The sequence below is a fragment of the Lacibacter sp. genome (assembly GCF_035299325.1).
Taxonomy (GTDB): Bacteria; Bacteroidota; Bacteroidia; order Chitinophagales; family Chitinophagaceae; genus Lacibacter.
Genome location: NZ_DATGWT010000025.1, coordinates 115582 through 140069 on the forward strand (window position 1 = coordinate 115582; position 24488 = coordinate 140069).

The 24488-nt window shown below is 40.6% G+C and carries 13 protein-coding genes; all 13 read left to right on the forward strand.

Annotation, left to right across the window (positions count from 1 at the left end):
- Nucleotides 1-131: 131 nt before the first annotated feature.
- Complete coding sequence (locus tag VK159_RS14510; protein ID WP_324230875.1) at nt 132-2360, forward strand: fasciclin domain-containing protein; 2229 nt, start codon at nt 132-134, stop codon at nt 2358-2360.
- A gap of 4 nt (nt 2361-2364) precedes the next feature.
- Nucleotides 2365-5649 (forward strand): SusC/RagA family TonB-linked outer membrane protein, encoded by a 3285-nt coding sequence (locus VK159_RS14515; RefSeq protein ID WP_324230876.1) that lies wholly within the window; start codon nt 2365-2367, stop codon nt 5647-5649.
- Nucleotides 5650-5660: 11 nt separating this feature from the next.
- Nucleotides 5661-7214 carry a RagB/SusD family nutrient uptake outer membrane protein gene (locus tag VK159_RS14520; protein WP_324230877.1) on the forward strand — a complete coding sequence of 518 codons (1554 nt, stop codon included), beginning with the start codon at nt 5661-5663 and terminating at the stop codon, nt 7212-7214.
- 14 nt (nt 7215-7228) lie between these two features.
- Nucleotides 7229-8926 carry a fasciclin domain-containing protein gene (locus VK159_RS14525; RefSeq protein ID WP_324230878.1) on the forward strand — a complete coding sequence of 566 codons (1698 nt, stop codon included), beginning with the start codon at nt 7229-7231 and terminating at the stop codon, nt 8924-8926.
- 44 nt (nt 8927-8970) lie between these two features.
- A complete protein-coding gene (locus VK159_RS14530) occupies nt 8971-10395 on the forward strand; it encodes a fasciclin domain-containing protein (protein WP_324230879.1) in 1425 nt (474 codons plus the stop codon).
- Nucleotides 10396-10422: 27 nt separating this feature from the next.
- The gene (locus VK159_RS14535; RefSeq protein ID WP_324230880.1) at nt 10423-13608 is read left to right on the forward strand and encodes a SusC/RagA family TonB-linked outer membrane protein; all 3186 of its coding nucleotides are present in this window, start codon (nt 10423-10425) and stop codon (nt 13606-13608) included.
- A 51-nt stretch (nt 13609-13659) separates the two neighbouring features.
- Nucleotides 13660-15405 carry a RagB/SusD family nutrient uptake outer membrane protein gene (locus VK159_RS14540; protein WP_324230881.1) on the forward strand — a complete coding sequence of 582 codons (1746 nt, stop codon included), beginning with the start codon at nt 13660-13662 and terminating at the stop codon, nt 15403-15405.
- A gap of 167 nt (nt 15406-15572) precedes the next feature.
- Entirely contained in the window at nt 15573-16925 is a 1353-nt protein-coding gene (locus VK159_RS14545) for a glycoside hydrolase family 88 protein (protein WP_324230882.1), read from the forward strand.
- A 3-nt stretch (nt 16926-16928) separates the two neighbouring features.
- A complete protein-coding gene (locus VK159_RS14550; protein ID WP_324230883.1) occupies nt 16929-18257 on the forward strand; it encodes a rhamnogalacturonan acetylesterase in 1329 nt (442 codons plus the stop codon).
- 20 nt (nt 18258-18277) lie between these two features.
- Entirely contained in the window at nt 18278-19939 is a 1662-nt protein-coding gene (locus tag VK159_RS14555) for a GH39 family glycosyl hydrolase (RefSeq protein WP_324230884.1), read from the forward strand.
- Nucleotides 19940-20020: 81 nt separating this feature from the next.
- Nucleotides 20021-21388: a hypothetical protein gene (locus VK159_RS14560; protein WP_324230885.1), complete on the forward strand. Its 1368-nt coding sequence runs from the start codon at nt 20021-20023 to the stop codon at nt 21386-21388.
- Nucleotides 21385-24168 (forward strand): glycoside hydrolase family 2 protein, encoded by a 2784-nt coding sequence (locus tag VK159_RS14565; protein WP_324230886.1) that lies wholly within the window; start codon nt 21385-21387, stop codon nt 24166-24168. The genes VK159_RS14560 and VK159_RS14565 overlap by 4 nt, the downstream gene beginning before the upstream one ends.
- Before the next feature lie 52 nt (nt 24169-24220).
- Entirely contained in the window at nt 24221-24421 is a 201-nt protein-coding gene (locus VK159_RS14570) for a hypothetical protein (RefSeq protein ID WP_324230887.1), read from the forward strand.
- Nucleotides 24422-24488: the final 67 nt, after the last annotated feature.

Here is a 24488-nt window from a genome sequence, read left to right on the forward strand (position 1 = left end):
TGCCATTCCAGGCACCAGTTCCCTTTTTTACAGTGCTCTTCAGTTTTTTTTGCAAACAATCGATTTTCCCTTCTATATCAAGTTCGAAATTCTGTATTTATCAAACGAAATAAGAAATGATCTGTAGTAACATGTACAAGAAACTAAAACAGGTATTCTTTTTTTTGGTGACGATGACTTTGCTCTTTGCCTGCCAGAAAAAATTCGACAAATTTTATGAGCGTCCTGATACATTGGATCAACCCATTTATCAGCAATTACAGGCCAAAGGAAAATTTGGTCAGTTCCTGAAGTTGATTGACAAAGCCGGGTATAAGCAAACGCTTTCAACCGCAGGTTACTGGACACTTTTTGCTCCACACGATTCTGCTGTTAATGTATATCTGACCCAAAACAGTATTGCCAGTGTTGATGCAATTGATTCTGCTTCTGCCAGGAAAATTGTGACCTACTGCCTGGTGTACAATGCGTTTAAACAGGAACGCATTTCTGATTTCCAAAGCAATCTTGGATGGGTAGAGAACGCAGCATTCAAACGCCGCACGGCAAATTATACCGGTGTGTATGATGCAGTAAACCTTACAGGTCAAAATATTAAAGCGATCGCATCAAACCGTAACAACACAGGTACATTCTTTTATGTTGATGCTGATAATAACAACAAGCATATCCCGATTTTCGAAACAGGTTTTATGACCGGTAAAACCTTAACTGCAACAGACTATAATTATTTCTATCCTACATCAACTTACACTGGTTTTAATGTTGCTGAGGCGAAAGTGGTTGAAAAAGATATTGCTGCTGAAAACGGAATCATCCATGTTGTTGACAGGGTGATCACTTCCTTACCAAGCATCGATCAATACATTGGCAGTAATCCAAAGTATAGTGAGTTTAAAAAACTGATGGACAGGTTTCTGGTGGCTTACGTGTTAAATCAAACTGTAACACAGAACTACAAGAATATCTACGGAACGTCTACTGATATTTATACCAAAGTGTTTGTTCCCAACATCGCCTTTTCTCCAAATAATGAGAACTTTCTGAAGTTGCAGGATAACGATGCGCAATCAGATACCTATACAATGTTCGTTCCTGAGAATGCAGCTCTTCTCAATTATATCAACACAGTTCTTTTAGAACATTATCCAACTGTTGAATCGCTGCCGGTTAATATCATTTACGATTTCATGAATGCGCATATGTGGCGTACTGCCGTATGGCCTTCGAAATTTGCAAGCACATTTAATTCTGTTGGCGAAGAAGCAAGGTTTAATGCGCAGACGGATATCACAGATAAAAAGGTCTTAAGTAACGGTATTTTCTATGGTACAAACAAAGTGCAGGATGCAAATGTGTTCAGCAGTGTTTATGGCAAGGCTTATCTCAATCCTGCATATTCAATGATGACAGGCTTGCTGAATCTTGATCTGAAATTCCAGATTTCAAATATTAATCAGAAGTATACATTGTTCCTGGTGAGTAATGCCGCACTGAATGCTGCCGGTTACAAAGCTGATGCTACAGTAAGTAACAATGTGAATGAGCAATGGCGTTACACGCCACCGGGTGGTGCTGCTGATATAGTTGGATTGTCTGCATTGGTGCGTTTGCAGCGTATATTGAATATGCATGTTATACCCGGCAGAGACATTACATCCATTACGCAAGATGGTGTTGCACAATCTTATTCCGGTGAGTTTATCAAGTTTGGCAGCAATCAGGTTGCCGGAGCCGGTAACAGTGATGCCGGTATTAAAGCCAATGTGATAGATAAGAAAACAGCTAAAAACGGAACTGTTTACTACCTGGACAGAATACTCGAATTCAGTGAAAAGACAATCGGAAAACACATTGAAGCATTGGGTACGCCTGTATCTTCTCCATACAATTCGTTCTGGCAATACTTAAGAAATTCGTCAATTTATACTGCTTCATCAGGCGATATCCTCCAGGTTGCATCAGGTTCGTTCTACACATTTTTTATACCGGATAATGCAGCCATATTAGCAGCAGTTAATGCAGGTTATTTACCGGGTACAGGAACTGCGCCGAATAAAGTGCCGCTGTTTAATCCAACACTGCCGGCCGACAAAGAGAAAGTATCCAACTTTATCTATTACCACATTCTTAATAAGAAAAATATTGCAACGGACGGAGAGGAGAGCGGAACTTTTGAAACAATTTTCAAATTTTCGAATGGTGATCCGTCATCCATTTTCGTGAATAATTCAACACCCAACTCAATTATATTGAATGATATGATGAGTCGCTCTGCGAATGTCATATTAGCATCCAGCAATCAATTGAGCAACAGGTGCACCATTCATCTTATTAATAACTACCTGCGTTATAATTAAACCAATGACCCAAACAATGCAACGTATGCGGAATAAAATTATCCTGGTCTTTTCCTTTGCAGCATTTCTTACTATCCTCAGCCTGGCAGCAGTGGCGCAGGATATTGTAAGAGGAAAGATTACAGACAAAGAAAACAAACCATTGCAAGGTGTATCGGTTTCTGAAATGGATGCTGATAACCGTATTGTAAAGGGTACGCAAACAGATATTGAAGGAAATTTTGTGTTGAAGAATGTAAACCCAAAGAACAGAATATCTCTTTCCTACATCGGTTACAAAACAATTACTCAACGTTTGAATGGTAGAACCACGCTTAATCTTTCATTGGAAGATTCACAGGGTGACCTGGGAGAGGTGGTGATCATTGGCCGGCCTTCAACTTCAAATGGCATGGTGAATATCCCCGAAAAAAATCTTACAACAGCTGTATCAAAAATCAGTGGGAAGGAACTGGAAGAAATGCAGGCACCGAGTATCGATCAGGCATTGCAAGGCCGTTTAAGTGGTGTTGATATTACCGCATCAAGTGGTGATCCAGGAGCTGCTATGAATATCCGCATTCGTGGTGTATCATCCATCAACTCTACCGGTATACCAATGATCGTTTTAGATGGTATGCCATACGAAACAGAAATACCAAGCGATTTCAATTTTGGTACTGCCGATGAACAGGGTTATGCCCAGTTATTGAATATTTCGCCTGCTGATATTAAAGATATTACAGTGTTAAAAGATGCAGCTGCAACAGCTATCTGGGGCGCAAAAGCTGCGAACGGTGTATTGGTGATCACAACAAAACGTGGCAGCATCGGCAAACCTTCAATCAACTACACATTTAAAGGTTCAGTATCGTTAGTGCCAAAACCTATTCCATTGCTGAATGGTGATCAGTATTCAACTCTCATTCCTGAAGCATTCATGAACAGGATCGGTACTTCGCTTAACACAACCGTTAACCGTGAATTTAACTACGATCCGAATGATCCTTACTGGTATCACAACTACAGCAACAACACTAACTGGATCGATGCCGTTTCAAGAACAGGTTATCTCCAGGATCATACAGTAAGCTTAACAGGTGGTGGTGAAAAAGCAAAATACTTTGCATCTGTTGGTTATTTCGATCAGAAGGGTATTACTATTGGTACAGCGTTACAACGTATCAGCACACGTATCAACCTTGATTATACAGTATCTGAAAAAATCAAATTCTTTACCAGCTTTTCATTCACACATTCAAACCAGTCAAGAAACTATCTCGGTTCAAACTCTGCAAGCGGCGAAGCCTCTATCCGTGGTATGGCATATATTAAAATGCCAAACATGAGTGTGTTTGAATATGATGCGATGGGTAATCTTACTACTAACTATTTTTCACCTGCTGCAAATACACAGGGCCAGTACAGCCGTATTTATAATCCGGTTGCAATGGCCGATAAGGCAAAATATTCTGTGCTGGGCGACAGGGTAATTCCACGTTTCCAGGTTGATTATGATATTGTGAAAAAAGTATTGAAAGCTACATTCGATGTACAGTTTGATATTAATAACACAAAGAACAACAGCTTCCTTCCGCAAATTGCAACCGGACGTCCTAATACGGAAACAGTTGTAAACCGTGCATATGATGGAGATATTGATGCATTCAGTGTTGGAACAAAAACAAGTTTGGTTTATACGCCACAGTTTAAAAGCGATAAACATAGTTTACAGGCCTACATGAATGTACTTACCAACGATTACACGGCCGTGTTTCAGGAAGTAATGTCGTCAAACACAGCTTCATCGTTGTTGGTTGATCCTTCTATTTCTTCAAGAACGCAGAATAATGAACTCAGAGCTGTATCGGGTCAGTCGCAAACACGTTCCATTGGTGCATTAATTGGTGCACAATACAGCTTTATGGATAAGTACCTGTTTAACGCTACAGTTCGTGGCGATGGTAACTCACGTTTTGGTCCTAATTACAGGTATGGAGTGTTCCCTTCTTTATCATTCCGTTGGAGAATTTCAGGAGAGAATTTCCTGAAGGATGTTGAAAAGATCGATGACATCAGCTTTAGAGCGAGTTATGGTATTTCGGGTGAAGCTCCCCGTTATGATTACCTGTTTTACAACACCTACACTACCTACGATTATGCATATCTCGACCAGGCAGGTATTTATCCTTCACGTATGGAATTAAAGAACCTGCGTTGGCAGAACCTGCATGGTACAAACATTGGTTACAACTTCAGTTTGTTTAAGGGCCGTGTGCGTATGGATGGTGAAATATACCGCAACAGAACAAAAGATCTGTTCTTCGATGGTTTACAGATCGCTTCTTATACTGGTTTCAACTCATTGTTCATGAATGTGGGCACCATGGATAACCAAGGGTGGGAGGTTGCTGTTTGGACACAACCTTACAAAACAAAAGACCTGACCATTGGTTTTGATTTCAATATTTCAGCAAACCAGAATGTGATTCGTGAAATATCTGAGTTCTATCCAAACCAACGTGGTGATGTAACCAAGAACGGTGAGTATCTCCGCCTCTTACAGATCAACAATCCATTTGGTTCGTTTTATGGTTACAGATACAAAGGTGTTTACAAAGACAAATCATCAACCATTGCATCTGATGCAAAAGGCAACCCGATCATCGGACCAAACGGACAAACGATCTATATGCGGTTCAACTATCCGCAAACAGATTATATTTTCCAGCCCGGTGATGCGATGTATGAAGACATCAATAACGATGGTAACATCAATTATATGGATGTCGTTTATCTCGGTAACAGTAATCCTAAACTCTCAGGTGGTTTTGGTCCTTCCATTACATGGAAAAATCTGCGGATCACTTCTTTCTTCAGTTTCCGTTGGGGATACGATGTTATCAATGGTACAAAGATGAGTACAACCAATATGTACAACTTCGATAACCAAAGTACAGCTGTACTTAGCCGTTGGAAAAAAGAAGGCGATGTAACTGATATGCCACGTGCATTAATTGCTGGTGGTTATAACTGGTTGGGCAGCGATCGTTATGTGGAAGATGCATCTTATATCCGTTTCAGAACAATTACTGCACGTTACAATTTCGATAAGAAATGGTTAAAGAAAATGGGCATGAAATCGGCAAGTTTTTATATAACTGCTGAAAACCTGTTCACATTCACCAACTATTTAGGTCAGGATCCTGAAGTATCAATGCGTGGTTCAGATCCATTCAGGGTTTCTTATGATAATTCAATGACGCCACCGGCAAAAAACATTACACTCGGAATTGTTGCAGGCTTCTAATTAATAATAACATGAAAAAGAATATCATACTATCTTATTTACTGCTTTTTGTTATCGCCTTAAGTTTTACAGGCTGCAAAAAATGGCTGGCCTTAAAACCGCAGGATGGAATTGTGAAGGAAGAGTTCTGGAAAACAAAAGAACAGGTGCAGGCGTCTGTTATTGGTATTTACTCCTCAATGATGGAGTATTCAACCGGATCATATGGGAATATAAACTATGTTCCTTCAATGGCAGAGTTGCTCTTTGTTTGGGGTGAAGGAAGGGCCGATCATGTTGCCAATGCAACTGCTTCAAGTGCAGATGATATTGCACTCATCAATGTAAATATTCAACCCACGAATGTAAATGCAAACTGGCGACCTTTTTACCGCACCATTAATTTTTGCAATACGGTAATTGAAAAGGCTCCGGAAGTGCTTGCGAATGATAACACATTTACACAGGCACAACTTGATCAATACCTGAGCGAGGCATTAACCATCAGGGCATTGATGTATTTCTACCTTGTAAGAACATTTGGTGACGTGCCGTTGAAACTTGATGCAACGTTGAGTGATGAAAATATTACGCCTATTCCTAAATCTCCCAAGGCAGATATATTCGCCCAGATCGTTACAGATCTTAAACTGGCGGAAGTAAAAGCAGTAACTACTTATGGCAATGTTGCTTCTGATAAAGGAAGAGTAACAGTTTATACAGTTAATGCAATTCTTGCAGATGTGTATTTGTGGATGGAGAAATATACAGAAAGTGTAGCTGCATGTGATAAGATCATTAACTCAGGTAAATTTGGTTTGATCAAAGGTGCTACAAGAAATGGTCCTGTGGTTGAGTACAACGAAGATTGGTTCAATACACTTTACTACAATGGTAATTCGAATGAAGGAATATTTGAACTACAGTTCAGCCAGCAACGACTTAATCCTTATTTCCCGATTTTTTCTTCAAGCATAAGTGTAAGAAGGTGGACAGCAGTACCTGATCTTATGGACAGGGTGTTTACAGTTGATTTTACTGATGATAAAAATTACGACATACGTGGTGATGGCGGCTCAGTAAGAGCAGCAACATCCACCGTGTGGAAATATGTTGGAGCATCAGCAACGGGTTTACGTACGCTTGATCAGAGTTACGCCCACTGGTTCTTCTATCGCTATGCAGATATTTTGATGATGAAAGCTGAAGCATTAAATGAGCTTGGCATGGGACAGGAAGCTTTGGATATTGTTTACCAGATCCGTACAAGGGCAAATGCACTTGATGCAACCGACCTGATGCCTGCAGCAAATGATAAGAACCTGATCCAGGATTTTATTATTGAAGAACGGGCGAGAGAATTTTGTTTTGAAGGTAAGCGCTGGTATGATGTGCTGCGTAATGCAAAACGCAACAACTATCAACGTCTTGGTATTTTATTGAGTATGGTGGCCATTAGTGCTCCTTCTAATATTCAGCAATCGGCCCAGGCGAAATTTAAAGATGTCAACAGCCACTACCTGCCGATCTATCTCTACGAGATACAAACAAATAAACAATTAGTACAAAATCCATTTTATAAATAATTGAAACCTGTTTTATGAAAAGAAATATTGTTCTTGCCATAGGTTTGATCGTTGTGACAGCAATGATGTTTTCTGCACCAGGTTGTCGCAAACTGAAAATTGAAGAAGCAACAACGGATGACGTAAACATCGTAGGTTATCTCGACAAAAACCTCGATTCATTTTCGCTGTTCCGCCAGATACTCGACAGAACAGGTAATGCAGCGTTCCTGAATGCTTACGGAGCATATACATGCTTTGCACCAACAAACAGTGGTGTAAAAACTTATCTCACCAGTATTGGCGCTGCATCAGTTGATGCGGCAGATCTTAATACGTTGAAGGATATGGTAAGGCTGCATTTGCTGGAGGATACTATTTACACAAGTTCGTTTACTGATGGGAAGTTGCCGGTTATTACCATGTATGGACAATACCTTGTTACGGCTGTTGCAAACTCAGAAGGTGTATCAAGTTATCTGATCAACAGACAGGCAATCGTTCTCAAATCGAATGTTAGAGTTGGTAATGGTATCATACATGTAATTAACAATGTATTGAAACCGGCTGTTAAAACAATTGCCAGGCAGCTGGAAGAAAATGCCAATTATTCCATTTTCGTAGAAGCATTAAAAGAAACAGGATTCTTTACAAAACTAAATACAGTTGACAGTGATACATCAAAACGGTGGCTGACTGTTTTTGCAGAAAGTAACCAGGCTTTGGCTGACAGTGGTATAAACAGTTATGCAGCGTTAAAAACAAGGTATTCCAAAACAGGCAATCCTGCCAATGCAAACGACAGCCTACATATTTATGTAGCTTATCATATTTCACAAGGTCTTAAGTTTTTAGGAGATATTATTTCAACTCCAACACATTTCACATTGCAACCACAGGAAGTGCTCAGTGTAAAACTGATCGATCAACAGGTGGTGTTGAATGAAGATGAATTCAACGGTGTAGTGGAGAAAGGGATTACGTTAAACAGGAATAAAAGTGACCTGGCTGCAACAAATGGTGTTTGGCACGATGCAGCAGCACATTTCCAGGTGAAGTACAGAGCACCTTCAGCACTTTATTGGGACGTTTCTTCTTTTGAAGAGATCAAGAAATTACCGGCTTACTACAAAAAAGCGAATTACAATTTTGCCCGTCCAACTGAAGCAGATAATCCCATAAAAGATCATTATTGGGGTTGGGGTTCATTGGCAGGAACAAACACTTTGTCTTACATCTATTCATCTTCAAGCAGTGTTACGAACTATTGCGTTAATAATGATGCAAACATGTTACCAATGGGCTTGCCTGCCCGGCCTATCTGGTGGGAAATGAGAACGCCGCCTATCGTTAAAGGAAAATATAAAGTATGGATCTGTTATGCCTGGCAAAAGCAGTCATCAAGTTCTAACATGCTTTGCCAGGTTTCTGTAAATGGCGTAGTGATGCAACGGACGATGAACTTTACTGAAGCAAGACCTACGGGAACTGATGCTGAGCTGGAAGCAATAGGCTGGAAGCGCTATATTGAAAATGCAGCAAATGGCAACAGACAGGCTGCAAGACAGGTTGGTGTAATTGAGTTTACAACAACACAACAACAAACGATCAGAATTACGCCGTTGTCAGGTACACAAAACAACAACAACCTCGATATGATCCACTTTATCCCGATCGATCAGGATCAGATATTACCAAGATTCAGACCGGATGGAACAAAGGTTTATCAATAATGATCATACAAAACGATTCGCTGATTAAAATAAAATAATAATAAATGAAGAGCAGGTATAAAAATTTGTTACTGGTTGCGTTTGGATTGATGCTGCTTTATGGATGCAGTAAAGTAAAAGAAGACCACAATGCCATAACAGATGAATCTTTAAAGATCACATTATTTGAATTGATAAGTGCCAATCCTGACCTGAGCACATTTACACAATATCTTGTACAAACAGGGTATGATAAAGTATTGGGTTCTTCGAAAAATTACACAGTATATGCTCCGGTCAACAGTGCATTGACTTCTTTGGATCCTGCGATCGTTAATAATGCTGCAAAGCTGAAACTGTTTGTTGGCAACCATATTGCCGGGCAGCTTTACCGCACTGCTGATGTTCCTGTACTTACGAGGATCAGTATGTTGAACAATAAATACAATAACCTGCAGGGCACACAAATAGGCGATGCTGTGATAAAGAATGCAGATAAATATGCAGCAAACGGTTTATTACAGGTGGTTGATAAATTTCTTCCGGCGATTGATAATTGCTGGGAAGTACTTTCAACGAATGCAGATGTGCCCTTGAAGCAGAAAGCATTCATGCTGTCGCTTTTCAGAAATGTGTTTGATACAAGTAATGCTGTTGTAATTGGAGTTAATCCAACAACAGGGGAACCTGTTTATCAGGCAGGAACAGATTCTGTATTCACCAATCTTTTCTGGAACCGGGTGCATGATCTCAAAAACGAACAGAAACAGTACACACTGTTCGTACTCACAGATGCAGCATGGGATGCCGAGGTAACAAAGTTTAAACCTTACTACGCTGTTACAAATAACGCAGATAGTAATACACTTGTTACAAGCTGGAATGTTGTGAAGGATTTTGCAGTTGATACAGTGTATCAGCCATCTTCAATACCAAGTGTGGTTGTGTCGGAATTTGGTACACAGTTACCGGTCGACAGAGCAGCGATTGTTAAAACAATTAAAACAAGCAATGGTATTATTTATATCATGAATAAAATGGATGTGCAACCTGCGTCTAAAATGAAAACAATCCTGATCGAGGGTGAAAATTATACATCTACCAGTCATGACAGGAGAGGCAATACTTATTTCCGTGATCGTATTAATACACTTACGGGGCTCGATTTTCGTGATGTTCTTGTGATAGGTCATGGCGTTTCTGCTTTCAATATCCGTTACGAGCTGAAAGAAGTGCCTTCTATAAAATACAAAGCGTATTGGATGGCATTAAACGATTTTCAGACAGCAACATTTACACAGAAACTTGCAATCGGAACAACTGCTTCAGCAACCTTTCCTTTAACTAATGTTGTTGCCGGAAATTACAACGAAATATACATTGGCGAGTTTACGATGAGCCAGTATGCGCCTTTATTCAATGTTTATTTGGTTGCCAACGGAACCAATCCTATTGTATGTAATTATATAAAACTCGTACCCAGTTTATAATATAAGGAACAAAAAAAGATATTCGTAATGACAAAAACTAACTTACATAAACTGCTTTTAACTGTATTGCTGAGCGGTGGGATTGTTTGCATACAGGAATTGGCTGCCCAACAAATTCAAACTGCAAAGACGGATACAACCAAGGCAAAAGTAAAACTGCCCTTAACCGGTATTGTTACAGATGCCGCAACAAAGAAACCACTCAGTGGTGTGCGTGTTGCAGTAAAAGATTTTTCCGCAGCTATTACAGACGAGGCTGGTGCTTTCACATTAAATGTGCCGGCGTATACTGCTGATGTCGAAATTATGGCTGATGGATTTGCAAAAAAGCAGGTATCATTAAAAGGAAGTAAATCAATTACTGTTGCGCTGTTGAGCCAGCCGGCATCAACTTTTCAGGATGAAGTAACACTTCCTTTTGGGAAGATCATGAAACGTAATTTAACGGCGGCCGCTGTTGGTTACGATGCAAACAGCGAGTGGAGTCGTCCGTTTGAAATTACAGATGCTGCTTTGCAAGGCAAGGTGAGCGGATTGAATGTGATCAGACGCTCGGGCACTCCGGGTATTGGAGCCAATCTTTTCTTAAGAGGATTTAATTCACTCTACAGCAGCAATTCGCCTTTGGTGGTGGTGGATGGGATTGTGTATGACATCAATGATTACGGTTCAAGCATAATTGCCAACAATTACACAAACCCTCTTGCGCTGATAAATATTCAGGATATCGACAATTACACTGTTGTAAAAGATGCGTCTTCCATTTATGGAGTAAAAGGTGCAAACGGCGCTATTATCATTACTACATCAAGGGCAAAAGAAGAAGCAACAGCCATCGACTTTGGTGTGTACACCAGCTATAACCAGGCTCCGGATCTTATGCCGGTAATGAATGCCAATAACTACAGGATCTATTTAAGTGAAATGCTGCAAAGCAAAGGAATGTCATCTGCTGATATTGCTGCAATGCCCTACATGAATGATGATACAGCATCAAATGCATCTTACTACCGTTATCACAACAATACCAACTGGCAGCGTAATGTTTTCAGAAATAGTGTTAATCAGAATTATTACCTGAAAGTAACCGGTGGTGATAATATTGCAACTTATGCTTTAAGTGTTGGCTTCAGCAAAAATGCAGGTGTAATTACAAATACAGATCTTACACGCTATAATACACGCTTCAATGCCAAGTTTAATTTTTCAAAGAAATTTACAGGCGAAGCAAACCTGGCGTTTAACTACAATCAAACAAATTTAAAATACCAGGGTGTAGTTGAAAAAACGGGAGCATTGTACACGGCTTTAATAAAAGCCCCATTCCTTGGACCGAACGAAGTAAATGAAAAAGGGGTGCTTTCTCCCAACCTGGAAGATACCGATATATTAGGCGTCAGTAATCCTTCTGCATTGATCAGCAATATGCAGGCATACAACAGGCATTACAGGTTTATGGGCTCTTATAAATTCAGTTACGATTTTAATAAATCATGGTCTGCATCAACACTCTTTGGCCTCGTGTTCGATAAAGTGCGTGAAAACATTTTTGTGCCACGCAAAGGGGTAGCCAACGATACATTAAACAACTTTGTTGCCGATAGCCGGCTTGGTACCCAGGTAAAACGCCTGTTCTCCGTATTCTCTGATTCAAGAATTGAGTTTAAGAAAACCTATAACCTGCGCCATAGCTTTTCTTCAAGATTAGGATTGCGTTACCAGCACAATAAAGCACAGCAGGATTACACGCTTGGCTATAATTCTGCAACTGACGAGTTGATCAGTGTACAAAATGGTATTAATGCGTTACGTCAAACCGGTGGTGGTATTGGCGAGTGGAACTGGATGAACACTTACTTCAATGTAGATTATGGATACAGAGATCGTTTGTTCTTCAGCTTTAATGCAGCTATGGATGGTTCTTCAAGATTTGGATCGCAGGTGAAGAATGGTATAAACATTGGCGGCAACAGATATGCTGTTATGCCATCAATTGGAGCTGCATGGTTGCTTTCGTCTGAAGAGTTCATGGCAAATACTACACTTGATCTCCTGAAGCTACGTCTTACCTACAGCATTGCCGGTAACGATGATATTGGTAATTACACTGGCCGTCAAACCTATTCTTCTCAAAACCTTCTTGGTATGCAGGGGCTTGTACGTAATGGTATTCCAAATCCTGCTATCCAATGGGAAACAAACAAGAAATTAAACGTGGGTGTTGACCTTGCTTTCTGGAACGAACGCATAAACGCAAGTGTTGACGTATATCATAACAAAACCGAAAATATGCTGGTGTACGAACCACTGGCAGCTGCAACCGGTTTTGAAAAAGTACTGACCAACAGTGGCAGCATGAAAAACAGCGGTATTGAATTTGCTGTGAATGCAAGACTTGTTAATCACAATAAATGGAAGTGGGATGCAGGGTTGATGATTGCAAAAAATACAAACAGGGTTGTATCGATTCCCGGAGGACAAATGACAACTGAATACTCTGGCGCAACCATCCTTACGCAAAACTCGCTCCAGTCAACTCTCTTTTATGGTTACATCGCAAAGGGTGTTTTCAGCACTGAACAAGATGCAGCAAACTCAGGATTAAAGAAGAAAAATGCTGACGGTTCCTATACAAATTTCAGAGCGGGTGATGTTCGTTTCTTTGATGTAAACAATGACAATATCATTGATGAAAAGGATAGAGGCATCATTGGTATTCCAACCCCTGATTTTTTTGGAAGTTTGAGCACAAGACTTGAATATGGTCGTTTTTCATTAGATGCGTTATTTACATTCTCACAAGGGAATGAAATTTTCAACTACCTGCGTTACAAACTTGAATCTGCAAGCGGGGTAGAAAATCAATTGACCAGTGTTGTAAACAGATGGAGAGCAGAAGGACAAAGAACAGATATGCCTAAGGCAACTTATGGCGACCCGATGGGTAACAACCGTTTCAGCACACGCTGGATCGAAGATGGTTCATATATCCGTTTGCGCAGTGCTTCTGTTACTTACGCTATTCCGTTCAAAGATAAATTCATTAAGAATGCATCTGTATACCTCAGCGGAACCAACCTGTTTACACTTACAAGATATACAGGTTACGACCCTGAATTCAGTGCATCACCAAGCTTGTTTGCACAAGGTATTGACACAGGCCTTGATCCATTATACAGAACTATAACCCTTGGTGCACGGATCGGTTTGTAAGAAGGAATGTTTGTTGTTTAAAAAATGTGAATCTTAAATCTTACTTCAGTTATGAAGAAAATAAAGTTGATAAAATCTGTTTTGTTTGCAACCATGTTGTTGAGTTTAGTTGGTTGTAAAAAATTGTTTGATATAAAGCCGGAAGAACAGCTCGATGAAAGCAATGCTTACCAGAACGTGTACGATGCAGATGCGGCAGTAGTGGGTATTTATGGAAAGTTCATGGGGCTGGCTGAGCAATATGTTGTATTGAATGAATTGCGTGCTGATCTGCTTGATGTAACGGTTAATTCAAATGAAAGCCTTCGCCAGTTAAGCACACACAGTGTTACTGAGAATAACCCGTATGCAAGCCCCAAACCTTTTTATGAACTGATCCTGAATTGTAATGATGTGCTGGAGAATTTTAAAGTGATGGTTGCTGAAAAGAGAATGACGGAAGATCAGTTTAACCAACGTTATTCTGATGTTGGTGCGTTACGTTCGTTTATTTATCTCCAGCTTGGTATACATTTTGGCCAGGTGCCGTATGTAACCAGTACTTTAAAAAATGTGGATGAAGTAAAGAATGCAGGCAATTTTCCCCGTCTTCCATTTAATGTTTTGCTCGATAGCCTTGTGAATTTTACAGAAGCACTTCCATTTAAAGATGTGTATCCGGCAGGTACCAATCTGAATATTTCAGTAGATGGGTATCCAACAGAAAAATTCTACATCAACAAGCGTTGTTTATTGGGTGATCTTTATCTGTGGAAGAACGACTATGTAAAAGCAGCTACTAATTACCGGCAGGTAATGGAATTTGCAACCGTTGGTACCCAGGGCGAAAACTATTATTCGCAATATAAATTAGGATGGGCCGGTGGCTTCAACCATTATATCAGTTATGCAAGAGCAGGCGATGCTTCTTCATTAAATTATAGTGATGGATGGAGAATTATGTTTGAAAGTGCATGGACCTCAGATGGTTTCCGTAGAGAGTGGATATGGGCTTTGCCTTTCGATAACAAATTCAAGCCGGAGAATACACTGATCAAATTGTTTTCTCCTGTAGGTGGACAGTATCTCGTTCGTCCGTCGCAGGAAGTATATGATCTTTGGGATGGAGAAACGCAGCGTACTGCACAAGGCGGCTCAATTCCTTATGATGCAAGAAAGTTATTGAGTACAATGAATATTGGCGGACAGCCGGTAGCAATGAAGTATCTCTATAATTATATCAATTGGGCAACAGGTACTGCACTTAATCCATTGCAGAAGAATGGCAAATGGTTTCTGTATCGCCAAACACATTTGCACATGCGCTTTGCGGAAGCTGCAAATCGTTCAGGAAAACACAGACTTGCGTGGGCGTTGTTAAATAATGGTTTCGAAAGAGCTTTCCCTCCACCCACAGGTATTACTGATGTAACAAACTATCACAACACATTAAACGAACCTTATCCCTTCAACTTTGATGGAAGAAACAGTAATAACTCTGTGCCATATTTCCGTGCAGATTGGTATCGTAACATAGGTATTCGCAACAGGGCGCTTGTTACAGATATACCGGTGCCCGTTGGCGACAGTCTTAATACCATCGAAACTGGTTTAATGAAGGAGATTGCATTGGAGAATGCATTTGAAGGCACACGTTGGCCAGATCTGTTGCGTGTTACATTGCGCAGAGACGATCCTTCTTTTATTGCAAATAAAGTATACAATAAACTCATTAAATCAGGTCTGTCATCAGGTGCAGCTTCAACCGCAAGAGCAAAACTGATGGCGAAAGATTATTATCTGCCATTCAAATGGTAAACTGGTTTTCAGCAAGCAATCGATAGAAAAGGGCAGGAGGTAAAATACCTGTCTTTTTCGTTTAAGTTAGTTTTTACAGTTAATTACGAAATCGATTAAGTCGAAAGCCTGATTACTTTCCGTAAAGAGATGATATATTTAGCGATATAAACAGAAACCAAATTGCCATGAAAAGAATAATTGTAAGTGCAGCTTTGCTTACAGTAACAGCAGCCAACGCACAGGTTAAACCTAAGCCAAAACAAAACGATGTAACCACGCCGTTACACGCTATGAAAGTGAATTATCCAACGCCATATGGCGCACCTTCGAAAGAAAGTGTAAAGGCGATCGTGGATAGAGTCTATAACTATCTCAATGCCGTTACGCCTGCAGAAATGATGAATAAAAAAACCGGTGCTGCTGTAACCGATGTAAATGCATTGGATACAAACACGGTGTTAAAGCAAGGCGATTTCCGTTTAACCAGTTATGAGTGGGGAGTAACGTATTCTGCTTTTCAACGGGCAGCAGAAACAACCGGTGATAAAAAGTATGCGGAGTATGTAAAGACCAGATATGATTTCCTGGCGAAATGGATACCTGTTATTCAGAATAAATTCACGTGGGAGTACATCCGTAAAAAAGGATTGCTATCGCAGCCGATCAATCCACATGCATTGGATGATGGTGGTGCAGTTTGCGCATCCATGATCAAAGCACAGAATAGCGGGTTGAGTAATAATCTCCGTCCCATTATCGATCATTTATCGAATTATGTCATCAATAAAGAATACCGTTTGAAAGATGGTACACTTGCACGTATGCGTCCGCAGGCAAACACCTTGTGGTTGGATGATCTGTATATGGGTGTGCCCACCATGGCCTTCATGGGCAAACTCACAGGCGAAACAAAATATTATGATGATGCCGTAAACCAGTTGCAGCTTTATACCAAACGCATGTTCAATAAAGAGAAAGGTGTATACATGCATGGCTGGGTAGAAAGTATGGAACATCATCCGGAGTTTCGCTGGGCAAGAGCAAATGGATGGGCCTTGATGACGATGAGTGAAGTACTGGATGCATTACCTGAAACACATTCCGGCAGAACATTTGTGTTGCAACAGTTTAAAGCACATGTAAATGGTTTGATGCAATACCAGGATGGCACGGGCTTCTGGCATCAGTTGTTGGATAGAAGTGATTCATATCTGGAAACATCTGCAACGGCTATTTATGCTTACTGCATTACACATGCCATTAATAAAGGCTGGATTGATGCCATGACGTATGCGCCAACAGCTATCCTTGCATGGAATGCAGTATCGACAAAAGTAAATAAGCAGGGACAAGTAGAAGGAACCTGTGTTGGTACGGGGATGGCTTTTGATCCTGCATTTTATTATTACCGTCCGGTGAACGTGTTTGCGGCACATGGTTATGGCCCGGTAATTTTAGCAGGAGCTGAAATGTATCAATTACTCAATCAATTCAAATTTGAGATCAACGACAGTTCGCTGCAGCTGTCGAAAAAATAAACTATGAAGTCTTCTGTTGTTTTAGTTGCTGCATTATTGCTGAGTGTATGTTCAAAAGCACAAACATATAAGTTCGATTTTGGTAACGGTAGAGTGAAGAAAGGTTATACGGCTGTTACATCCGAATCGAAATTTGCGAACGAAAAGGGATTTGGTTTTACCAATGGTTCGGACGTATCAGCTGTTGACCGTGGCGGTAAATCGGTGAATGATGATTATATCACATCCACCAAGCCTTTTTATTTTTCAGTGAACCTGCCCGATGGGAATTATGATGTAAAAATTATTCTCGGCGATAAGAAAGCAACTTCTGCTACAACAGTGCGTGCAGAATGCCGTCGTTTGTTCTTAGAAAATATCCGCACTGCAAAAGGCAAATTTGTTACAGAGACATTTACCGTAAATGTGCGAGACAGTTTGATACGTGATGCAAAAGGAAATATTGTAAAAGCAGTAAAGCTGAAGCCAAGAGAATACGAATACCTGCACTGGGATAATTTTCTTACTATCGAGTTCAACGATTCGTTGCCGAAAGTGTGTGCGATTGAAATTACACCCAACAAAACAGCAACAACGATCTTCCTTGCAGGCAACTCAACTGTAGTAGATCAAAGCCGTGAACCCTGGGCGGCTTGGGGACAAATGATTCCACGTTTCTTTGCGCCCGGCAAAGTAGCTGTGGCGAATTATGCAGAGAGTGGGGAAGCACTGAATTCGTTTTTAAGTGCAAGACGATTGGATAAAATTTTGAGCCTGATGAAGCCCGGCGATTATCTGTTCATTGAGTTTGGACATAACGATATGAAGCAAAAAGGACCGGGCATTGGACCATTCACTTCCTACAAGAAAAATTTACAACGCTATATTGCTGAAGTAAAAAAGAAAGGCGGTATACCGGTGTTGGTTACTTCCATGCATCGACGCAATTTTGATAAAGACGGAAAGATCATCAATACACTATTGGAATATCCGGATGCTGTTCGGCAGACTGCTAAGGAAGAAAATGTAGTAGTAGTTGATCTGAATGCGATGAGTAAAGTATTATACGAAGCATGGGGACCCACTAAATCGATCAAAGCATTTGTACATTTCCCTGCTAATACGTTTCCCGGCCAAACCACCAAGCTGGAAGACAATACACATTTCAGCACCTATGGTGCATACGAGCTGGCGAAGTGTATTGTAAAAAGTATTCAGGACCAGAATTTGCCGTTAGCTCAGTTGCTGCGTACAGATATTTCTGCTTACGATCCGGCAATACCTGCAACATTTGAAAGTTTCTATTGGCCCATGAGTTCGTTTATGACGAGTACGAAACCGGATGGGAATTAAGAACAATTAAAATAAAACATATGAAACGATTGTTGCTTATACTTTTTTTATTTTCCAAAGCTCTTGCGCAAACAGCAACCATCAACGTTGATCTGAAAAAAGAAACAGGCGACATGAAACCTGTGTGGGCATGGTTTGGGTATGATGAGCCGAACTATACTTATATGAAGGACGGGAAGAAATTGCTCACAGAGATTTCAAAGCTCAGTCCTGTTCCGGTGTATGTGCGTGCACATAGTTTATTGGTAACAGGCGATGGTAAACCTGCATTGAAATGGGGCAGCACGAATGCGTATACCGAAGATGCAAACGGCAATCCCGTTTACAACTGGAAAATCATTGACAGTATTTTTGATACCTATGTGCAAAGAGGAATGAAACCATTGGCACAAATTGGTTTTATGCCGGAAGCATTATCAACCAATCCTGTTCCTTATAAACACGATTGGAAACCCGGCGATCCTTATTTCAAAATCATTACGGGTTGGGCTTATCCACCGAAAGATTATAACAAATGGGCCGAGTTGGTTTTTCAATGGGTGAAGCACAGTGTAGAACGTTACGGACAAAAAGAAGTGGAGAGCTGGTATTGGGAATTGTGGAACGAACCGAACGGCTACTGGAAAGGAACAAAGGAAGAATTCTTTAAATTATACGATTACACAGCAGATGCAGTGAAGCGTGCATTACCAACAGCAAAGATCGGCGGTATCAATATAGCAGGCACTGCAAGCAAAGGTGCGCAGGAATGGTTGCATGCATTTGTAAAACATTGTTACAGCGATACGAATTATGTTACAAAGAAAATCGGCTCACCAGTTGATGCTGTTTTGTTTCATGCAAAAGGTTCGCCCAAAGTAGTGAACGGTCATGTGCAGATGAATATGGGCACACAGTTAAGAGATATTAATGCAGGTTTCAAATTTGTTGCTTCTTATCCGCAGTTAAAAAATCTGCCGGTTATTATCGGCGAAAGTGATCCGGAAGGATGTGCCGCCTGTGGTATGCATACCAATCCTGAGAATGCTTATCGTAACGGTACGATGTTTTCCAGTTATACAGCTGCTTCCTTTGCACGCAAATATTTATTAGCCGATTCCTTCAACGTAAATTTTCTCGGTGCAGTAACCTGGGCATTTGAATTTGAGAATCAGCCATGGTTCTATGGCTTTCGTGATCTTGCAACAAACGGTGTAGATAAACCGGTGCTGAATGTGTTTCGCATGTTTGGTATGATGAAAGGGAAACGTGTTATGGTGCAAGGCAACCAGATGTATGAGTTGAAAACAATGGTTGACTCAAGTGTAAGAAGAAAGTACAATGATGTGGGTGGACTTGCTGCGAAAGATAAACGTTCGGCAACAGTGATGATCTGGAATTATCATGATGATGATGTAAAGAATGCAGCATTACCTGTTGCGGTAAACATCAACGGACTATCTGCAACAACAGTAACCGTTACGGAATATCGTATTGATGATGAGCACAGCAACAGTTATGAAGTGTGGAAGAAAATGGGTTCGCCACAAAATCCAACCAAAGAACAGATAACGATACTGGAAAAAGCAGGACAGTTAAAAACAATGGGAGCGTCGAAGAAATTGAAAGTAACGAATGGCGTATTGAATATAAACATTTCATTGCCTCAACAAGGCGTAAGCCTGTTGAAATTAGATTGGTAATTGCATTCACTTGCCCACCATTAAGGCTTGGGCAAGTGAAAAAACCAATTTGGGCTTTAGCCCATGTAAAAAATAAAAAACATGAAAAAGATTTTCATTATTGCAGCAGTAAGTTTATCGATGTGTGCATCTGCACAAATCGGCAAACGTTTTCCATCGGAGCGAAAAGAAGTGATTGATCCAGTTACAGGAACAAAACTGTTGTTTTTAACAAGCACACCTGCAGGTGATTCAAAAATTTATCAAACACATAATCAATGGACGAGCGATGGCGAATGGCTCATCTTCCGCAGCAATCGTGCACGCAATGAAGCGTTGGCCGTACATGAAAAAACAGGAGACATTGTTCAAGTAACTGAAGGTGGTTACACGGGGATGTTGAATGTAGCCCGCAAAAGCATGAAGCTTTATTTCATGCGTTATCCGCAGCGTGATACTGCACGAAGAACACAAAGTGATACAGCACGCAGAAGAAATCCGATTCCGTTGCAGATTGTTGAAGTGGATTTGGCAAAAGTATTTGCAGACAGTAAAGCAGGAAAGATGAAATCTGCAAATGAATATCAACGCATCTGCGGTACAATTCCTATTGAACTGGAAGGTGGTGGCGATATGGCATTGGATGGCGATGAAGAGTGGGCTTATTTCCGTGTGGGCAAAAATGCAGCAGCAAAACATTTGCCTGCAGGAACAAAACCTGCCGATAATTTCGGGCCACGCAACATGGGTGCAGGGCCAAATGGTATTGCAGCGATGAATGTAAAGACGGGTGAAATAAAATATGTAGTTTCTGTTCCGTTCCAGATCGGTCATATACAAACCAATCCATGGATGCCCGGTGAAATTGTGTTCTGTTGGGAAACTGGAGGCAAATCACCACAACGTACCTGGACGGTGATGCGTGATGGTTCGGGGCTTCGTCCGGTTTATCCGGAAGCGGAATACGAATGGGTAACACATGAAGCCTTGATCAGTAAAGATGAAGTGGCGATTGCGATTATGGGTCACCGTAAGATTGGTGGCGTTGATACAACAGGTACTGCTGTGGGCGGTGCCAATCCCGGACAGGATCCTGCATGGGGACCAAGTGGAACAAGAGAAAAACCAACCGGTTTGGCTATTGTCAATCTACGCACCAGGGAAAGTTATATTGCCGGACAAACAAAAATCGGCAGTGGTCTGTGGCATGTGAGTGGATCGCCTGATGGACGTTGGGCAGTAGGCGATGATTTTGCACGCAATATTTATCTCATCGACCGGCATACAAACGAAATGATCTTATTATCAACCGGTCATAAAACAACAGCAGGGGATCATCCGCATCCAACGATGAGTCCCGATGGAACAAAGATCCAGATTCAATCAGCTATGTTATCGGCCGATGGAAGATCAATGAACATTTGTATTATTGCTGTACCAGAAGAATGGTTAAAAAGAACATATAAATGAGAGTAAAAATTTGGCAACTGGTAGTTGTAATAAGCTGCTTACTGTTAGATGCGGGAGCGTTGTATGCACAGCAAACTGCCATTCATTATCTATCTGGTAAAGACAAAGACAACACTGTTAACTGGGAGTTCTTTTGTACAGGCGGAATGAATAGCGGCAAATGGACAACCATACCTGTTCCGTCAAATTGGGAATTGAAAAACTTTGGTGCATATAATTATGGACATGATGAAAAAGGCAATGCCAAAAAGAAAAGTACAGAGCAGGGCTTATACAAACATCGTTTTATAGCAGATAAAGCATGGGCCAATAAACAGATTGAAATTGTATTTGAAGGAGTGATGACCGATGCAGAAGTGAAAGTAAACGGGCAATTGGTTGGGCCAATACACCAGGGAGGATTTTATCGCTTTCAGTATAACATCACAAATTTTATTAAACCTGGCGCTGAAAATTTATTGGAAGTAACAGTTAGTAAAGTAAGTGCAGACAAAACAGTGAACAATGCAGAACGTGAAGGTGATTTCTGGGTCTTTGGTGGTATTTATCGCCCGGTGTATTTAAAAATTCTGCCGGCTTCTTTTATTCAACGTGTAGCGATTGATGCAAAAGCCGATGGAAAATTTACAATGGATGTGTATGCCGAACAGGCAAAAACAGGTGATGAAATAACTGCACAGGTAAAAACATTGAAAGGTGTTGCAGTCGGAAAAGCGTTCTCAGCAACTGTAACAAACCCAACAGACAAAATTCAGTTATCAAACAGCTTTACCAATCCCAAACAATGGAATGCTGAATTTCCAAACTTGTATAAAGTGGAAGTAAGCATTCGTCGTAAAGGAAAAGTCGTACATGTGTATCATGAGCGTTTTGGTTTCAGAACAGTTGAAGTAAGAAAAGGAGATGGCATTTATGTAAATGGCGTTAAGATAATGATGAAGGGTGTTAACCGTCACAGCATCTGGCCGGAGAGTGGAAGAACATTAAGTCGAAAGATTCATTTGAAGGATATTGAATTGATAAAAGACATGAACATGAATGCTGTTCGTATGTCGCACTATCCACCCGATCCTGAATTTTTAGATCTGTGTGATTCATTGGGTTTGTTTGTATTGGATGAATTAACAGGCTGGCAGAATAAATATGGAACACCTGTTGGCGAAAAACTGGTGAAGGAATTAGTGATAAGAGATGTCAATCATCCTTCCATTTTATTTTGGGATAATGGTAACGAAGGCGGATGGAATACAGACCTGGATGATGATTATGCATTGTACGATCCGCAACAACGGGTTGTTCTGCATCCCTGGAGCAATTTTAATAATGTTGATACCAAACATTATCCTGATTACAGCTATGTAGAAAAATCTGCTGAGAAAGGCGATGTGTTGTTACATACAGAAATGATCCATGGATTGTATGATGGTGGACATGGTGCCGGTCTGGATGATTACTGGAAACTCTTTCGCAAAAATCCACGGCATGCAGGCGGATTCTTATGGGTGTTAGCAGATGAAGCTGTTGTACGGAAAGACTTGAACGATAGTTTAGATACCGATGGCAATCATGCTCCCGATGGGATTGTGGGGCCGCATCATGAAAAAGAAGGCAGTTATTATACCATTAAAGAAATATGGAGCCCTGTGCAGGTTGCAAAGCCAACGCTGGATAAAAATTTCACAGGAAAACTTTCTGTTGAAAACAATTATCATTATACAAATCTGTCCACCTGCAAATTCAGCTGGCAACTAATAAAGTTTCCATTGGCAAAGGAAAAGAAAACCGGGCATGCTGTTATCACATCGGGTAAAACTTCCATTGCATTAGCAGCAGGAAAAACTGGAACACTTCAAATAGCACTTCCTGCCAACTGGATGAATGCAGATGCATTATCATTTACTGCAACAGATCAATACGGTCGTGAATTGTATACATGGACCTGGCCCATTCAACAACCGGCATCAATTGCCAATATAAATTTAGCAACCACTAAAAAGCCGGCAACTCCAATAAAAGAATCAACCGAAGGAAAAACAATTTCAATTCTTTGCGATGGCATCAGTTATCGGTTTGATACAACAACAGGTTGTTTAACCACCGTTACAAAAAATCAACAACTGATCCCTTTTGGTAATGGCCCTGTGATCGCAGACGGAAAGCAAACACTGCAAAAGTTTACACATGCTAAACAAGGCAGCAATACTTATGTAGTGGAAGCTGAATATGCAGGTGATGCTTCGCTTAATGTGAAATGGACATTCACAAGTGGTTCGCCTGCTAAACTTGAATACAGTTACACGCAATCAGTGGCTGCAGATTTTTATGGAATCACATTCAATGTTGATGAATCAAAACTGAAAGGAATGAAATGGTTGGGTGCAGGCCCATACCGTGTCTGGAAGAATCGTTTAAAGGGAGCACCGCTGAATGTATGGCAGAAGAAATACAATAAAGCAATAACAGGTGAAGTAATCAGCTATCCTGAATTTTCAGGTTATCACGGAAATGTATATTGGGTGTCTGTCGAAACAGCATCATCATCGTTTACTGTGTACACAGATAAGGAAGATTTGTTTGTACAGATGTTGAAACCACAAAAGGCCTCCACCACATTTATTCCACATGTGAACCCGCCATTCCCGGAAGGAAATTTTGGATTCCTGAATGCTATTGCACCAATAGGTACAAAATTCAGGGCGGCAAACACAATGGGGCCGCAAAGTCAGAAGAATGATCCTGTTCCTGGTAGAGTAAACGGGAGATTGTGGTTTGAATTTTAAGCATGATTCAATTGAATAAGTATATTGCAGCACTTACTTATTCCAGGTTCTTATGAGAAAAGTCATCAGTCCGAAATTGTTTACGCTGGCACTAACCATTATTGCGCTGGAGTGCACAATGGTTTGGTATCGCTCAAAGCTGCCGTTCAATGTTGCTTACGTTATCATTATCGTTAATTTCCTCTACTTTAACTTCATCTTTTTCCCCGATATACGGAAAAGATACCGTGCACTGAAACAGGCGGGAAAATAGCAGGATTGTACAGGACAACCGTCCTGCTTTTAAGTCTTTACTTTATAGGCTGTTTAAAAGCTGTATA

Bases quoted from the DNA above. Each gene is read 5' to 3' on its own strand.
- VK159_RS14510 (WP_324230875.1), top strand. From the start codon at position 132: ATGTACAAGAAACTAAAACAGGTATTCTTTTTTTTGGTGACGATGACT.
- VK159_RS14515 (WP_324230876.1), top strand. From the start codon at position 2,365: ATGACCCAAACAATGCAACGTATGCGGAATAAAATTATCCTGGTCTTT.
- VK159_RS14520 (WP_324230877.1), top strand. From the start codon at position 5,661: ATGAAAAAGAATATCATACTATCTTATTTACTGCTTTTTGTTATCGCC.
- VK159_RS14525 (WP_324230878.1), top strand. From the start codon at position 7,229: ATGAAAAGAAATATTGTTCTTGCCATAGGTTTGATCGTTGTGACAGCA.
- VK159_RS14530 (WP_324230879.1), top strand. From the start codon at position 8,971: ATGAAGAGCAGGTATAAAAATTTGTTACTGGTTGCGTTTGGATTGATG.
- VK159_RS14535 (WP_324230880.1), top strand. From the start codon at position 10,423: ATGACAAAAACTAACTTACATAAACTGCTTTTAACTGTATTGCTGAGC.
- VK159_RS14540 (WP_324230881.1), top strand. From the start codon at position 13,660: ATGAAGAAAATAAAGTTGATAAAATCTGTTTTGTTTGCAACCATGTTG.
- VK159_RS14545 (WP_324230882.1), top strand. From the start codon at position 15,573: ATGAAAAGAATAATTGTAAGTGCAGCTTTGCTTACAGTAACAGCAGCC.
- VK159_RS14550 (WP_324230883.1), top strand. From the start codon at position 16,929: ATGAAGTCTTCTGTTGTTTTAGTTGCTGCATTATTGCTGAGTGTATGT.
- VK159_RS14555 (WP_324230884.1), top strand. From the start codon at position 18,278: ATGAAACGATTGTTGCTTATACTTTTTTTATTTTCCAAAGCTCTTGCG.
- VK159_RS14560 (WP_324230885.1), top strand. From the start codon at position 20,021: ATGAAAAAGATTTTCATTATTGCAGCAGTAAGTTTATCGATGTGTGCA.
- VK159_RS14565 (WP_324230886.1), top strand. From the start codon at position 21,385: ATGAGAGTAAAAATTTGGCAACTGGTAGTTGTAATAAGCTGCTTACTG.
- VK159_RS14570 (WP_324230887.1), top strand. From the start codon at position 24,221: ATGAGAAAAGTCATCAGTCCGAAATTGTTTACGCTGGCACTAACCATT.